16 protein-coding genes and 1 pseudogene are annotated in these 15,761 nt (G+C 44.1%); 8 read left to right on the top strand and 9 right to left on the bottom strand.

Going from position 1 to position 15,761, the window contains the following annotated elements; translation table 11 throughout:
* The first annotated feature begins 64 nt into the window (after window positions 1-64).
* A complete protein-coding gene (locus AC4JOV_RS02410) occupies window positions 65-817 on the top strand; it encodes a DUF481 domain-containing protein (RefSeq protein WP_229936714.1) in 753 nt (250 codons plus the stop codon).
* On the opposite strand, the gene recG is transcribed toward AC4JOV_RS02410, so the two are convergent.
* From recG to ppk2, 8 genes and pseudogenes are all read right to left on the bottom strand, one after another.
* Window positions 818-2,629 carry an ATP-dependent DNA helicase RecG gene (gene recG / locus AC4JOV_RS02405; RefSeq protein ID WP_229936715.1) on the bottom strand — a complete coding sequence of 604 codons (1,812 nt, stop codon included), beginning with the start codon at window positions 2,627-2,629 and terminating at the stop codon, window positions 818-820. It abuts the gene before it with no gap.
* A gap of 78 nt (window positions 2,630-2,707) precedes the next feature.
* Window positions 2,708-4,006 carry a M16 family metallopeptidase gene (locus tag AC4JOV_RS02400; RefSeq protein ID WP_229936716.1) on the bottom strand — a complete coding sequence of 433 codons (1,299 nt, stop codon included), beginning with the start codon at window positions 4,004-4,006 and terminating at the stop codon, window positions 2,708-2,710.
* Window positions 4,007-4,038: 32 nt separating this feature from the next.
* Complete coding sequence (locus AC4JOV_RS02395) at window positions 4,039-5,088, bottom strand: dehypoxanthine futalosine cyclase (protein ID WP_229936717.1); 1,050 nt, start codon at window positions 5,086-5,088, stop codon at window positions 4,039-4,041.
* A gap of 175 nt (window positions 5,089-5,263) precedes the next feature.
* Window positions 5,264-5,656 carry a transcription antitermination factor NusB gene (gene nusB, locus AC4JOV_RS02390; RefSeq protein WP_229936718.1) on the bottom strand — a complete coding sequence of 131 codons (393 nt, stop codon included), beginning with the start codon at window positions 5,654-5,656 and terminating at the stop codon, window positions 5,264-5,266.
* 120 nt (window positions 5,657-5,776) lie between these two features.
* Window positions 5,777-6,247, bottom strand: a complete 471-nt coding sequence (gene ribH / locus AC4JOV_RS02385) for a 6,7-dimethyl-8-ribityllumazine synthase (RefSeq protein WP_229936719.1) — start codon at window positions 6,245-6,247, stop codon at window positions 5,777-5,779.
* Between the two features lie 73 nt (window positions 6,248-6,320).
* Window positions 6,321-7,124 (bottom strand): annotated as a pseudogene (gene kdsA / locus AC4JOV_RS02380) (3-deoxy-8-phosphooctulonate synthase); the annotation flags it as partial.
* Window positions 7,125-7,264: 140 nt separating this feature from the next.
* Window positions 7,265-8,161, bottom strand: a complete 897-nt coding sequence (locus AC4JOV_RS02375) for a DMT family transporter (protein WP_256444091.1) — start codon at window positions 8,159-8,161, stop codon at window positions 7,265-7,267.
* A 60-nt stretch (window positions 8,162-8,221) separates the two neighbouring features.
* Entirely contained in the window at window positions 8,222-9,091 is an 870-nt protein-coding gene (gene ppk2 / locus AC4JOV_RS02370) for a polyphosphate kinase 2 (RefSeq protein ID WP_229936721.1), read from the bottom strand.
* 420 nt (window positions 9,092-9,511) lie between these two features.
* On the opposite strand from ppk2, the gene AC4JOV_RS02365 reads away from it, so the two are divergent.
* From AC4JOV_RS02365 to AC4JOV_RS02345, 5 genes are all read left to right on the top strand, one after another.
* A complete protein-coding gene (locus tag AC4JOV_RS02365) occupies window positions 9,512-9,763 on the top strand; it encodes a hypothetical protein (protein WP_229936722.1) in 252 nt (83 codons plus the stop codon).
* 77 nt (window positions 9,764-9,840) lie between these two features.
* Window positions 9,841-10,107, top strand: a complete 267-nt coding sequence (locus tag AC4JOV_RS02360) for a hypothetical protein (RefSeq protein WP_229936723.1) — start codon at window positions 9,841-9,843, stop codon at window positions 10,105-10,107.
* Between the two features lie 340 nt (window positions 10,108-10,447).
* Window positions 10,448-11,251, top strand: a complete 804-nt coding sequence (locus AC4JOV_RS02355; protein WP_229936724.1) for an energy transducer TonB — start codon at window positions 10,448-10,450, stop codon at window positions 11,249-11,251.
* A gap of 9 nt (window positions 11,252-11,260) precedes the next feature.
* Window positions 11,261-11,767 carry a MotA/TolQ/ExbB proton channel family protein gene (locus AC4JOV_RS02350; protein ID WP_229936725.1) on the top strand — a complete coding sequence of 169 codons (507 nt, stop codon included), beginning with the start codon at window positions 11,261-11,263 and terminating at the stop codon, window positions 11,765-11,767.
* Entirely contained in the window at window positions 11,764-12,162 is a 399-nt protein-coding gene (locus AC4JOV_RS02345; RefSeq protein WP_229936726.1) for an ExbD/TolR family protein, read from the top strand. Before AC4JOV_RS02350 ends, AC4JOV_RS02345 begins: the two co-directional genes overlap by 4 nt.
* Before the next feature lie 66 nt (window positions 12,163-12,228).
* Here the strand turns inward: AC4JOV_RS02345 and AC4JOV_RS02340 are convergent, their stop codons facing one another.
* Window positions 12,229-12,966, bottom strand: a complete 738-nt coding sequence (locus tag AC4JOV_RS02340) for a DUF3108 domain-containing protein (RefSeq protein WP_229936727.1) — start codon at window positions 12,964-12,966, stop codon at window positions 12,229-12,231.
* Between the two features lie 76 nt (window positions 12,967-13,042).
* Between AC4JOV_RS02340 and AC4JOV_RS02335 the strand changes: the two genes are divergently transcribed.
* Together AC4JOV_RS02335 and der are read left to right on the top strand one after the other, a co-directional pair.
* The gene (locus AC4JOV_RS02335) at window positions 13,043-14,221 is read left to right on the top strand and encodes a mechanosensitive ion channel family protein (protein ID WP_229936728.1); all 1,179 of its coding nucleotides are present in this window, start codon (window positions 13,043-13,045) and stop codon (window positions 14,219-14,221) included.
* A 109-nt stretch (window positions 14,222-14,330) separates the two neighbouring features.
* Complete coding sequence (der, locus tag AC4JOV_RS02330) at window positions 14,331-15,737, top strand: ribosome biogenesis GTPase Der (protein WP_229936729.1); 1,407 nt, start codon at window positions 14,331-14,333, stop codon at window positions 15,735-15,737.
* Window positions 15,738-15,761: the final 24 nt, after the last annotated feature.

Raw genomic sequence — 15,761 nt, 5'->3', positions numbered from 1 at the left:
TTTACCTCTTTTTTTTCATAGGGAGTAAGGTACCATATCGCTATTTCTTTTTCAAGGGCAACCTATGTTTAAAAAAATCTTTTTTACCACACTGTTCTTCAGCTCGCTTGGATATGGTTTTATCAATGTAGAACCTCCTGTGATCGGAGAAAAAGAGGGGATCAATACGGAAGTCTCCCTCAATGCCGATTACAATAGCGGTAACAGTGATAAGGCCTCTGTCGGTACTTCCACCAAAGGACAGTATAACAGTGAAGCGTGGCTGCTCTACTTTATCGCTGCCTATAGTTACGGGGAATCCAACGGAGAAAAGGACACCAATGACGGGATGATACATCTTCGCTATATCCATACACTTGTCGAGGATAGCTATGACTATGAGATCTTCTATCAAACAGAGTTTAACGAGTTTCAAAATATCCGCATACGAAATCTTGCAGGAACAAATATCAGAAGAAAATTGAATATAGGGTTTGACAAGTTCTATCTTGGTACAGGTATTTTCTATGAATACCAAAGACCGGATGAGCTAGCCGAAGAGAATCCTATCTACAGACGCGCCAAACTCAACACCTATATCTCTTTTTTAAAGAAGTTCAATGCCCATGTGAATGTAACCTATCTTGGCTACTATCAACCCAATATAGAGGATTTTTCAGATTATACGGTCTCGCAGACACTGCAGCTGAACAGTCTCATCACGGAAAATATCACCCTCTCTCTAGACCTGATGCATCACTACAACACAACACCTTATCAGAATGTGGAAAAGAGTGACTTCCGTTCTACCATCAACCTGAGATACAAGTTAAAATAATTACAACTCATTTCCGGAGAGCCTCTGTTGGGCAGATCCAATGATCTGCTCATCTTCAGCCATATCAAGCCATCTGAGCTTCTGTCCGCTCTGTATCGTCCCATCCAGGATATCACCACTGTTACGAAACTTCAGATCAAGTTTGGCGATATCAAAACCGTTGTTGGTTTTTGAAAACTGTACCAACCGTTCATTGGCTGGTGCATTACTATAGAGATAACACCAGCTCTTCAGCCCGTTACGACCGACCCTTCCGCGAAGCTGATGCAGTGTCGCCAATCCGAGACGTTCTGCCCCTACGATCACGATCAATGTAAGTCTCGGTAGAGAGATACCGACCTCCACGACAGTCGTAGCGAGAAGTATTTTACCCTTCTCTCTAAACTCCAACAGTACCTCCTCTTTCTCCTTGTCTTTGCCATGTGTGACATAGACATCCTCAAATTTATTTTCCCAAAATCCCCTGCTCTCTTCCAGGGACTGATAAGGGATTTCACTGCTCTCTTCCACCAGCGGATAGATGATGAGGACCTGATGATCTTCTGCAATCTCCTCTTTGATATGTGTCAGCAGAGCCGGAAAGTCCGGTTTAGAGATGGTTTGTGTCGTGATGTCTTTTTCAAACGGTGTCGTCGTGATAAGGCTGACATCCAGGAGTGCGGAATCCATCATCGCCTGTGTTCTCGGGATCGGTGTTGCAGAGAACTGCACAATGTGTGCCCGCTTCTTTCCCCCCTTGCTGATCAGAGCTTCAAGTCCCTGTCTCTGCTGTGTACCGAACCGATGCTGTTCATCGACCATCACCAGTGCAGCATCAGGCAGATCCTCTTTATAGAGCAGTGCATGGGTCCCGATAATGAAATCAGCCTCCCTGTAATCCCCATGGTTATGCCCCTGCATCACCAAAGAGACGTTTACCTCTTTGGGCAGATGCTTGCACGCCTCTTCATAGAGTTGCAGTGCCAGAAGGGAGGTTGGAGCCATCAGGATACTTCTGTAAGGCAGTGCCATCATCGCTGAAGCGAGTATCACCATGGTTTTCCCCGATCCTACATCACCTACCACCATACGTTTGGCTGCCTTATCCTCTCTGGACAAATCTTTTTGGATCTGTGCGATCACACTTTGCTGCTCTTGTGTCAACTGAAACGGCAGACTCTTTACAAAAGGCTCTATATCACCATGCAGTGCATGGAGTGCGGGAAAATCAATCCTTTTCCCTTTCATCTTTTTAAGATGATTATAGGCTTCTATAAATTTTAATACAGAGATGATCTCACTTCTAAAGGTACCGTTTTCATAGACCTGCTCGATACTCTTAGGGAAATGAATCCACATCAGTGTCGCCACCTCTTTGGAGTCCAGTCCTTCATTATAAAGGTTTCGTTCATTGATATAACACTCAATCAGTGCCCTGATCTCACTCTCCTTGAGTACCGTTTTATACTTGGGGGTGATCTTTCCGATCTCTTTGATCGATTTTGGCTGTGACATCTGAAGATATCCCCGATACTCTTCAATCCGTCCCTGGATATAGTGATGTGAGCCTACGGTAAAAAGTTTATGGTGATAGGGGGTGGTACGGAAAAAAGTGGAAGAGAGATATCTTCCTGAAGGTTTCAGGATAAAGTTGACCCGTAACTTGCCTCCCATTACACTGACATCTTTTACCGTTGCCTCATAGGTACCGACCTTCCCTAACTGGAAGTCGCTGGAGAGTGTCGTATCATTGTAAGAAGCAGGGGTAATGAGTGCAAGATCCAGTAGGGAATGGATCTTGAGCTTTTTAAAAAGCTGTTTTGCCTCTTCCACTTCTTCTCCTTCCTTTTGTTTTTAACCATTATACAAAAGTTTGAAAAAGGGAAGAAGAAAATATGTCAAATTGACATCTTACTTTTTACTCTCTTCCTTTTTGGTCACGACACTAAAGGTGATGTTAGAGAGCTCTTTATGCGAAGAGATGAATGCATTCATCTCTTCAAGAGAGACTGCCTCCAGCTGTTTTAACTGCTCTTTGGAGAATCCTAATGGTCTTTCATAATAGAATTCATTATAGGCACGGTTAAGCCTTTGAGAGAGGGTCTCTGTACGCAGCGGTTCGCTTCCTACAAGGAACTGCTTCGCTCTATCCAGCTCATCCTGTGTGATCCCTTTGGCGATGAAGGTATCAACGACCTCCTGGATAAGCTGCATCGCTTCATCCTGTGTAGAGAGCTTGGTCTGAAGATACCCGCTCATATAGGATACGCTTTTGGTACGTCGGAGAGAAGCATATACCCCGTAAGTTAGCCCGCGTTTCACACGGATCTCTTCCATCATACGTGTACCGAACCCTCCGCCGCCAAGCAGATACTCGGCGATCTTCGCTTTATACTGGTCTTTTTCTCTGTAGCTGTAGTCAAACGGTGCACCAAAATAGATATAGGCCTGCTGCGTCTCCTCATCACTATAGACGGTCCTTCTCTTATCTGAGGCTTGGATCTGCATAACCTCTTTGGTATCCACCTTTGGGAGCAGACTCAGTACCTCACGGGTGTACGCTTTTGCTTCATCGACAGAAATATCCCCGCCCACAACGGCGATAGCGTTGTTATACCCGACATGTCTCTGAATAAATTGCTGAAGATCATCCAGCGTAATCGTCTCGATACTTTCAAACGTACCATTATAAGGTCTTGCTAAAGCCGTCCCTTTGAAAAGCTCTGCACGCAGAGCCGTAGCAGAGATATAGTCAAAGTCACTCTCCTTCTGATGAAGCCAACCGATCTTCTGGCGTTTGATCTGATCAAAAGCCTCCTCGGTATAGTTAGGATCTTTCAGTAACTCTTTGAGCCGTTCTATCGCATAGGCAAACTCACTCTTCAGTGCAGAAACCTCGATCACAAAACTCTCCCGCCCTACACTGCTATGGATATCTACCGCACGCGCATCAAGCTTTGTTGCAAAGCCAACGGAGCCCTCTTTCTTTGTTCCTTCATTGAGAAGTTTTGCAGACATCTCTGCGATCCCGTCCTTGGTATTGCTCAGGTGCCCGGCTCCCGTAAATACAAACTGGATGGAGACGATAGGAACATAATCACCTCCCTCATAGACAATAGACACTGTGCTGTCTTTAACGTTGACTTCATTGATGCTTGACGCCATCAATACTCCTTGCAGTAAAACTAATAGTGTAATGATCTGTTTCATTAAAAAACCTTTTGGAGAGTCTGGAGAGAGAACTACTGATAAAATCTCTCCAAAATTTCGTACGCGGTGTTACGCTTGGCCGGATTTTCCCCTACATCCTTGATCAGGTTGATCATCTCTTCCTGGTTCATCTGGTTTTTGGCTCCTGCAGCCGATACGACATTCTCTTCCATCATCGTTGAACCCAGATCGTTCGCACCAAAAAGCAGCGCCATCTGACCGATATAAGAGCCTTGGGTTACCCAGGAACTTTGGATATTTTTAACATTATCCAAAAAGAGTCTGGCAACAGCCAGGTAACGCAGATAAAGATTTGAAGTCGTCTTTTCAATTGTCGGCAATTCACGTTTAAGCTGTGTATTGTCACTCTGGTATGACCACATGATAAATGCCCTGAAACCGCCTGTCTCTTCTTGCAGCTGGCGTACCATATCCCAGTGCTCTACGATCTCTCTGGTTGTCTCTACCGTACCGTACATCATCGTAGCAGTAGACTTGATACCAAGCTTATGTGCCTCTCTGTGTACTTCCAGCCATGTATCTTTATCCAGTTTCTTCGGTGCGATGATGTCACGCACACGGTCACTGAGTATCTCAGCACCCGCACCAGGGATAGAACTAAGCCCTTTGTCTCTCAGACGACGAAGTACTTCAGAGATAGAGATATTGGAACGGCGGGCGATATAGTCTATCTCGATCGCCGAGAAACCGTGGATCGTCACCTGCGGATACTTCTTATGGATATGCTCTACCAGATCCTCGTACCACTCGATCTCAAGCTTTGGATGCACGCCTCCCTGGAAAAGTATCTGTGTACCGCCGATCGCCAGTAACTCTTCGATCTTTTCATCGATCTCATCAAAAGTGAGGATATAGGCATTCTCTTTTTTCTCATGCGTATAGAATGCACAGAACTTACAGTCTACCCAGCAGATATTGGTATAGTTGATATTGCGGTCTACGACAAAGGTAGTCACCCCTTTGGGATGCAGCTCCTGCTTACGCGCATAGGCCATCTTCCCCAACGTTTTAAGGTCTGCTTTTTCGATAAGTTCTACCGCTTCATCGATACTCATACGCATAAAAAACTCCTTTGGGAGTTTTTAGTGATGAGTGATGAGTGATGAGTGATGAGTGTCGGATTGTATTGCAGAGCAATACCTCTATTCATAGCGTTTTGAAAAAATGCATACATTAGTTTTTCATTCCTCATTTTTCATTCCTCATTTGTCATTCCTCATTTGTCATTGGAAAATACTATTTTCCAATGGCATCAAGTACTCCGTTGATGAACTTTGGTGATTTGTCATCAGCCAACTCTTTCGCCAGTTCTACCGCTTCGTTGATAATGATCGCTCTATCAGTCTTTGCTACCAGAATCTCATAGGCACCCAGACGAAGGATCGCTTTTTCTACCTTACCGATCGCATCATAGTCCCACTCTTTGAGGTGTTTCTGGACCTCTGTATCGATCATCTCTAAATTCTCTACAGTTCCGTGAAAAAGTGTATTTGAAAACTCTTTTTGTTTATTACGGATCTTATCCTCTTCAAGAATCTCATCCGAAAATTTAGCGATATTTTCATTACCCAGGTCATACGCATAGAGCAGACCTACTACTGCTGTACGTGCTTGATGTCTTGTTGCCATAATATTCCTATTTGACTTATTTTTAAACGCGACTAGTCGCGTGAGCCAACTGCTGAAGTTAACACAGCGTTAGCGTAGCTTTTAGAGCTTTGCTTTAAAAGCGTCCTCAATTTTGTGAGCTTATTTTTCAAGCTCACTATATAAATTCATCAGTTCGATCAGCCCGGCCATCGCCTCACCGCCTTTGTTCCCGGCTTTTGTACCTGCTCTCTCAATCGCCTGTTCGATGCTGTCGACTGTCAATACACCGAATGTTGCCGGTTTACCGTGTTTCAGGGTTACATTCGCCACACCTTTTGTTGCTTCTGCCGATACATAATCAAAGTGAGGTGTCGCACCACGGATCACTGCACCCAGACAACATACTGCGTCATACTTACCTGAGGACAGGGCTTTATCCAGCGCAAACGGGATCTCAAATGCACCCGGTACCAGGATCAGGTCAAGCTCTTCAGGGTTTCCCCCGTGTCTTGCATATACATCTTTTGCACCCTCTACCAGTCTATCAGTGATAAAGTGGTTAAATCTTGCATTAATGATCGCTACTTTTTTACTTCTGTCTACGCTTAAATGACCTTCTACTACTGTCATATTTATCTACCTTTCACACTACTGTTTTAAAATTTTCTGATTATAACAAAAACTAACCTAACGAACTGAATACTTACTCCACAATCGAGCGTATTGCATCGATCTGTTCCATCAATGCTTCAAGTTTCTTAAGCTCTATCATATTCGGTCCGTCACTCAGCGCAATACTCGGATCAAAATGTGTTTCAAAAAAGAACCCGTCTACACCTACTGCAGCTGCTGCACGTGAGAGATAAGGTACCATTGAACTGTCCCCACCGCTTGTCGCACCACCGCTTGCCGGAGACTGCACGGAGTGGGTTGCATCAAAGACCACAGGAGCAAACTCTCTCATCGTTACAAGTCCGCGCATATCCACGATCAAGTTACCGTAGCCAAATGTTGAACCGCGTTCGGTGAGCCATACCTTGTATTTCTCGGCATTTTCGTAACTTACTTCTCCGTCAAACCCTCTGGTCTTGAGTACCTTGGCAACAGAGTGTTCCATCGCCTGAGGCGCAAGAAACTGCCCTTTCTTGATATTGACCACTGCGTCGGTTTTTGCCGCTGCAACAAGCAGGTCGGTCTGACGACACAAAAATGCAGGGATCTGAAGTACATCCGCCACCTCTGCAGCAGCAGCAGGCTGAGTATAATCATGTACATCGGTAAGTATCTTGTACCCAAACTGCTCTTTCACCTCAGCAAGCAGTTTCAGTCCTTCATCCAGTCCCGGTCCTCTAAAGCTGTCAAGGCTCGTACGGTTTGCCTTGTCAAAACTCGCTTTAAAGTAAAAATCTTTCGTGCAGTCTTCATGATATTTACTGAGTGACTCTGCGATCCTCATCACATTGTCACGGCTTTCAAGGACACATGGTCCGGCGATCATAATCATTTTTTTCTCCTCATTGTTATCTCACACAATAATGAGCAACACCCATTATCAATTCCTTCCGCTTCTATGCCAAAACATGATGAGAGGAAATCACTCCATGATTCCCTCTCAACGCTTCAACACCCGTTTTAGAAAAATAGAGACTATTTTTTGCCAAGGGCTACCATCAGCCCTGAAGTAATGACCAACAGTATACCCAAAAAGGTCCAAATATCAGGTATCGGATCTCCCAGCATTATCCCGATAATCAGTGCAAAAACGATATTGGAGTAGCTGATGGTCCCGACAATCCCTGCTTTGGTATGTTCATACGCTTTGGTCATCAAGATCTGTGAAAAGGTAGCAGAGAGTCCCATCATCAAAATATAAAACCAGAGTATGCCCTCCGGCATCACAAATGTTGCAAACATAAAATCCAGCTCTTTTGGCGGATCGACATAGGGCGTCACCAACATCAGCAGCAACGGTGCCACCGTCCCCACCCCCATAAAGCTCATCACGATCGCCCTGGTATCATAGTACTGTCTCAGTTCACGGATGGAGGTATAAGCCAACGCTGCACCCAGTCCGGAGAAGATACCCAGTATGTCGTACTTGTCAAAGACACCACCCTCAGGCTGTGCGATCAACAGGATTCCGGTAAATCCGAGCAATACAGCAAAAACTGCAGATCCGGGAAGCTTCTCTTTTAAAAATAAAAAGGCAAAAATCGCCACAAAGATCGGAGAGGTTTTATTGTAAGTGACAGCCTCTCCCAAAGGGATATAAGCGATGATATAAAAATAGGCCAGAAGTGCGGAAAAGCCCATCACCCCGCGAAAGAGCAGCAGCAGGGGCTTTCCGCCTATCTGCTTGAGCGGGGATTTGTAGATCGCATACCCTACAAGTATCACACCAAATACATTACGGAAAAAAGTCACCTCAACAGGGGGAAGTATCTCGCTGACTACTTTGGCAAACCCACCCATCACGGCAAAAGAGAGCGAAGCGATGATCATATACAAGATACCCCGATCGATGCCCAGAAGATACTTTTTCACACTTGACCTTTTAAAATTTTTGGAAGTGTAGCATATCTTGCTAAGATATCTCTAAAAGCCCTACTCTTTCCAAAAAAGATCCGGTCTGTTGTTCTCCATCATTTTAAGTTCATCCTCCAAAGAGACAACGATACCCGGTTCATAATCAAAACTGAGTGTCGGGTTTCTCTCTTCATAGTCAAAATGGTTCAGGATCAGTTTCATCGCTTCGATCCTTGCTTTGTGCTTGTCGTTTGAACGGATGACATGCCATGGCCCGTATTTGTGATCTGTCTTCTGGAACATCTTATACTTCATCTTGCTGAACTCATCCCAAAGCTCCTGTGCCTGCAGGTCTATCTCACTGAGTTTCCACTGTCTCAACGGATCGACTCTTCTCTGTTCAAAACGCTCGGCCTGTACAGACTTCTTGACACTCAGGTAGAGCTTTATCAAGATCACGCCCTGTCTGCTCAAAGACCTCTCAAATCCTGTGACATCATTCATAAACCACCGATACTCTTCAGGCGTACAAAAACCGAATACCGGTTCAACCATGGCACGGTTATACCAGCTGCGGTCAAAAAGAATGATCTCACCCGCTGAAGGGAAATGCTCTACATATCTTTGATAGTACCACTGTGTCTTCTGCTCAGAAGTGGGCTTCCCCAGCGCTACGATACGATAATGTTTCGGATTCATATAACGGGAAACTGTCCCGATCAGACTTCCTTTTCCTGCAGCATCCCTGCCTTCAAACAGTATGATCAGCTTCTTACCGTGTTTTTCAATATGCTGCTGCAGCTTGATCATCTCGGCCTGATAATATTCAAGCGCTTTGATCTGATCGACAACTTTTATTGCCTCTGATGACTGCTCTTTTAACTCCTGATTCTCTTTTTCTAAAAGACTAATGCGCTTTTGTAGTACTTCCAGCTCACTCTCTTGCATACTTTTTCCTATTCTACCTGTTAAATGCGAGGCGTGTTCTCCTCAACTTTATACCCTATACTTACCACTTACTGAGAAGGGATTATCCTAAATATATAGGTCCATTATATCATCCTTTACTCCCCTTCTCTTAGGCAGCTTGGCTATCTGAAATCTTAATCCAACTCTGCTTAATATCGGGCGTATAAAAATTAATCAACTTTTTAGCTGCAAAATTCATTTTTCAGAGTATAATTTTTAATAGATTCAGGTTTATGTTGGACGGTCATTTCGATACGTACCCGTATAATAAGATATCAATGATATCTCTATAGTTAGATGTTGATGTTGGAGGCATCACCAAAGTGAAAACGATCCATTTTTTCACAGTATCCTCTCAAACAACTTTATTAGAAATGAAGCTCTGAAGAGGACGATACGATGACACTAAAAGATATGGAATTTACCCTAAAGAGTTATGGCGTGGAAACAGAAGATATGGAAACGCTTATATCGCATTACAAAAAAACACAGGCAAGTCTCTCTGAACTGGATGAGATGCTTGAAGCGTTGGGATATGCGAGAATCTTTACCGATGAGATATTCGGCTGGATGGATGATGAAGAGGATGAGTATGACGATTCATTTTCCTATAGTGAAAAAAACCATCACAGACCCCAGTGGGTAGATTGATCACTATTACCTCAAAGCGCTAAAAAGTTTAGCGCTTTACCTGCTGCATTTCAACTACTTTTTGCATAATGACACCTATGAATGAAACAGAATTTTATACCAGACTTTTAGCGCTTCCCGATGGTGCCAATGATCTATGTTACCAAAACAGACGCTACCTGCTTCGCAAAGAGACCTTGCTGAAGGGTAAGCTCATCAAAATCTACGCAGAGGAGCTCGGAGGAAACGATATCATCAGCGGAAACTACTACCCCACGATGAAAGGCGGCATGCTGAAACCTTGTGAGATGAGTGATGAGAAGGTAATAGCGTTTGTACTACGGGCACAATACAAACGTGACTAGTCATGTGCCTCCTCTGTTGAAGAGAAACAACTAAATTGTGATACACCTCCATGCACCACAGATCAATTCCAAACTGATTTTCCCGGCCTGATTCTCTCGATTTATCCTCTGACCTCTAAAGAAAAATAGGAATAGTCACTTTAAATTCAACCTTGAAAAGGTTATAATAGTAGCAATAATCTCAATATGACTGTCAGGGAAGTCAGTATGAGGTCCAGGAGGGGGGAAGTATCATCGATATCATGAAACGATTCAAATCATATTTGAACCCACTATTGAAACAGCGTAGAGTTTCCACGCTCTATTTCGCTCCTCTTTTTAAGGGAGCAAGCCTAAGCATATGAATACCAAGGCCAGTCTCTTCGCTTCATTTGTTATTGTCGTACTATTCCATACCTATCTGCTGAACGCATACAAGGTAGAGCAGATACATATAGCACTGCCCTCTGCAGGAAAGGTCTCTACCGTGATAAACCTCCAAAGAGCCTGCCTCAAAGATACCGAACCTGTGACCGAATCTCTGAGTGATTCCCCTCTCCCCGAAGCGCTTCATGAAGAAACTCCTCCGGAACCGGAACCAGAACCAGAACCAGAACCAGAACCGGAACCGGAACCAGAACCAGAAGTGGAACCAGAAGTGGAACCAGAACCGGAACCTGAGCCTCTGCCAATTATAGAAGAGGAGACTTCAAAGGCCCCCGAGCCGGTCAAAAAGAAGAAGCCCGTCAAGCAAAAAAAGAAGTTGCTAAAAAAGAGGGGAGAAAAAAATGAAAAAAGAGGCACCGTCCGGAAGAGAGGAGCGTATTCCGGAAGCCAATCCGGGGGAGAGCTCTCCGGACCGGGAGGAAGCTTCAGAGAAAATTATTTTTCAATAGTATGGAAGGCGATAGAGCGAAAAAAAAGATATCCGAGTGTGGCAAAAAAAATGCACCAGGAGGGTGTTGTACATCTCTCTTTCACAATAGACAGAGACGGGAAGATCAGAAATATCGGTTTGGCAAAAAAGTCTCCCCATCAACGATTGAACAATGCAGCCTTGAGAATACTCAGGGAGATCGGATCGTTTCCTCCCATTCCCAAAGCGCTCAAGAGAAGCTCACTCTCGATCATTGTCCCTGTCAGATATAAAATTCAACGAAACTAGGAGGTCAAAGTGTTAGATATCATGCATTATGTAGATAGAGGGGGCATCATTGTCTATATCCTCATTGGGTTAAATATTATCGGCTTTACGATTATGTTATGGAAATTTATTGTTCTTATTTTCGCAAGGTGGCAAAAAGAGAAGATCATCCAAGAGATCCTCCTGTTTATCCGGGAACACGACCTGCCCATAAAAGAGAAAGCCATGCAGAATGCGATCGATCACCAGATCAACGCTTTGGAACTTGGATTGAATACGATCAAAACCATTGCCTCTATTGCACCGCTTTTGGGTCTTCTGGGAACTGTAGTCGGTGTCTTGGGTGCATTTGATGCTGTCAGTCAGCAGGGGCTCGGCGATCCGGCGGTATTCTCTTCAGGTATCTCCGTTGCATTGGTCACTACAGTTGCCGGGCTGATCGTGGCGATCCCTCACTATATCGGGTACAACTACTTTATATCACTTCTGGCAAATATTGAGATCGGACTTGAAAAAGAGGTATTGGAGCAGCTATGAGACGACGAGAACCGCTTGTACCGGAGATGACTCCGTTAATTGATGTTGTTTTTATTCTGATCATATTTTTTATCGTCACCTCTATATTCAAAAAAGAGGAACTGGCACTTCTTCTTAACCTGCCCTCCTCTAGTGCAAAGGAACTGGATATCGAGGAAGAGCAGATCACGATTGAACTCTCTGAAAAGCAGCTCGCATTCAGAGGCGAAGAGGTGACGCTTGAAGTACTGGAGGATGTACTGAAAAACATCGAGGATAAGAAAAGGGCAATCATTGTCAGGATAGATGAAGAGGTCATCTATAAAAGAATCGTCCAGGTCCTTGATATACTTCAAAAGTATGGATTGAACAATCTGGCACTGGTAACCAAAAAAAAGATCGATGATTCAGAATGAGGGGAGAGGGAAAAGCATTCCCCTCACCTAAGAAGGGGATGAAGAAACAGCTCTCTCTGATGCAGACTATTTGATACGCTCGGCGGTAAGGTCACCAAACATCACAAGGTCTTTCAGAACTGCTTTTTTCGTAATACCGTCTTTACCGATCGCGAGCATCAGCTCCCCTTTGCTGCTGGAGAATATCTTCTGGTAGATGATCGCTGTGAGATACCGGTACTCTCCTTTACCCAGCGTATCAACATACTTTTCACGTTCTTTAGGTTTTGGCAGATAGATTTCCACTTTTCCTTTCTGTTTCTCAGCACCTATCGCGTTAAAACTGTAAGTTCCTGGCTTGCTATTTTCGTTGATCAGCCTTGGCAAATTAAAATAGAGTGTCAGTAGATCATCCGTACTGAAGAAATCTAACGTTTGTTTTGTTTCGGAGGTCAGTTTGCCTTTTCTGTATTTTTTTGTGATTTTGGTCACGATCTTTTTTTGATGATCTACAGTGTAAAGCTTTTCTCTTTTTTTCTCTCCATACTCCACCTTGATACTGTAGCTTTTTGCATAGTATTTGCCGTTTCGGATAAATCCTTCAGAGAGATGGGTCTCTTTTCTGTTCCGACTGAGTGTCTTTGCGATCCCTGTTGCTTTGGCGTTGATGGATATTTTATACTTATCCCCATTCGTTTCCAGATGCGCATGGGAAACACCCAACTCTCCCAAGATCCCAAACTTCACTTTATACTTTACATCAATCACTTGTGCATCAAGCCAAGAGATCCACAAAAAAACACTCAATAGTAGATACTTTCTCACGATAAACCGCCCCTTTGCTTATTTTAGTCTTAATTTTAATATAATAACGTAAAGTAGATCAGAAAGGGAATTTACAATGTCTGTAAACGAAAATATGGAACAAAATACAACAATGGCACTTAATGTAATCGATGGACTCGATCTGGGGGTACCGACAGAAGTACAAAAGTTACTTGCACCGGTTTATGAGGCTTTCCCCGTGCTCTCCAATACCATATGGGGTATCCCCTATGCCAACCTGATAGCTGCCGTTCTGGTCTTTTTCCTTTTTCTTTTTTTACGTAGAGTTTTCACCTCGGTCGTTGTGGTTTTTCTGCAAAAGCTGGCAAAGAAATCTTCCACTTACTATGATGACAAGATCATCTCTGCCCTCAAGGGTCCCCTTAGCTTCACCTTTATTCTGATCGGTCTCCACCTTTTTTTCCTTCTGATCTTCAAAGAGACAGAAACGATCAAACGTATCCTGGAGACACTGGTCGTTTATGCAGTATTCTGGGCGATTCTATCCATCATCGAAGCGATGAAAGGTGTGGTCTATGATATTACAGGAAAGTTCAATAAAGATCTCTCCAAAGAGATGGGAAACTTTATTCTCGCACTTATCAAAATTTTGATCGCCGGTGTAGGCCTGGGAGCGATGCTTCAGGTATGGGGGATCAATGTCACTGCACTGGTCGCATCACTGGGGATCGGTGGTCTGGCCTTCGCCTTGGCGGCCAAAGATACCGTTGCCAATCTTTTTGGCTCGTTCTCACTGCTGGCTGACCGTACCATCAGGATAGGAGAGTGGATCATCGTCAACAATGTAGAAGGGGTGGTCGAGGATATCGGTATGCGTACGACCAAGATACGCTCTTTTGGCAAATCCATTATCACCGTACCCAACCATGTGATCGCCAACAACCCGATAGAGAACTTTTCAAGAAGAGGTATCAGACGTATCAAGATGCATGTAGGTCTCACCTACTCTACCTCCACAGAGCAGATCACCAACATTGTTGAAGATATCAAAACGATGCTCCAAACGCATGAGGGGATTTCACACAATGATACGCTTCTTGTCAATTTCGAATCCTTCGGTGATTCCTCTCTCAATATTTTTGTTTATACCTTTACCAACACGGCAAACTGGGAAAACTATCTGCAAATCAGAGAAGATATCAATTTGAAAATCATGAAAATAGTCGAAAAGCACGGTTCAAGCTTTGCCTTCCCTTCTCACTCTATCTATCTGGAGAGTATGCCTCAAACATGATATGCCGAAACCAATAATATGGTATAATCACATCAATTATCTTCTGCTATAGCTCATAGGGAGCTGTAGCCTAACTTTTACAGATACAAACCACTAAGAAAGAATATGTATGTCAGATCTAAAAAAAGTAGCCATAATAGGACGACCGAATGTAGGTAAAAGCTCACTGTTTAACCGTCTTGCCAGACAACGGGACGCTATCACCTCCGATATGTCCGGAACCACAAGAGATGTGAAAAAACGTGTGGTCACGATCTCAGGAAACCGGGATTTTGAGATCCTTGATACCGGAGGGATCGATTACTCATCGGAGCTCTTCAGCAAAGTAGCAGAACATGCGCTCAATGCGGCAAAACAAGCAGATGTCATTATCTATATGGTAAATGGGAAAACACTTCCTGAAGAGGAGGATAGAGAACTCTTTTATAAACTTCAGCAACTGAACAAACCTCTGGCGCTTGTCGTCAATAAGATTGACAATGACAAAGAAGAGGAACGTTACTGGGAGTTTCTGGAGTTCGGTGCGGAAAGAACATTCCCCCTCTCTGTAAGCCACAACCGCTACTTCAATGACTTCTATACCTGGCTTGAAGAGTATATCCCGCCAAGAGAGGAAGAAGAGGAAGGCGGACTTGAACTGGAAGAAGAGATAGACCCTTTCGCAGAGATGCTTGAAGAGATCCACTTTGACCAAGAAGAGGAGGAGGAAGAGGACAGAGAGATCAAAGTTGCGCTGATCGGGCGTGTCAATACAGGGAAAAGCTCCCTTCTCAATGCACTGGTTGGTGAAGAGCGGACGATCGTCTCCGATGTGGCCGGTACAACCATCGATCCGGTCGATGAGTCTATCGAACACGACGACTATAAGATCACCTTTGTCGATACGGCCGGGATCAGAAGAAGAGGTAAAATCCTGGGGATAGAAAAGTATGCACTAGGCCGTACCGAAGAGATGCTTGAAAAAGCGGATATTGCACTCCTTTTGATCGATGCAACCGTAGGGGTCACCGAACTGGATGAGAGAATAGCCGGACTGATCGAAAAGTTTAAACTGGGTTCACTGATCGTTATCAACAAATGGGATATCCGTGAAGAGAAGAGTTATGAACAGGCCATTGAAGATATCCGTGATGAACTCAAGTTCCTTCACTATGCACCGATCATTACCGTCTCGGCAAAAACAGGGCAACGTGTACAAAAGATACTGGATCAGATCGTTGAAATCTATGGGCGGTACAAGCAGCGTATCCCAACCTCTAAGCTCAACGATGTACTGCGCGAAGCGATCAACCGTCACCATATCCCGTCACACCATGGAGCAGTGGTCAAGATCAAATTTGCTACACAATATGAAACCAAACCGCCGAAGATCGCACTGATTGTGAACCGTCCCAACTTCCTGCACTTCAGTTACAAACGCTATCTGGCAAACTACTTTAGAAGCAAGTTTGATTTCGAGGGGGTACCTCTGGACCTGGAAGCACGTAAACGCGGTGAACGTACGATCGATGAGTAGTATCAAAGAGCATGGATTTTTCAT

The sequence above is a fragment of the Sulfurovum sp. MH2-6 genome, from assembly GCF_058374785.1.
Note: the sequence above shows the minus strand (reverse complement) of the source record. Positions and strands in the feature narration are given on the sequence as shown.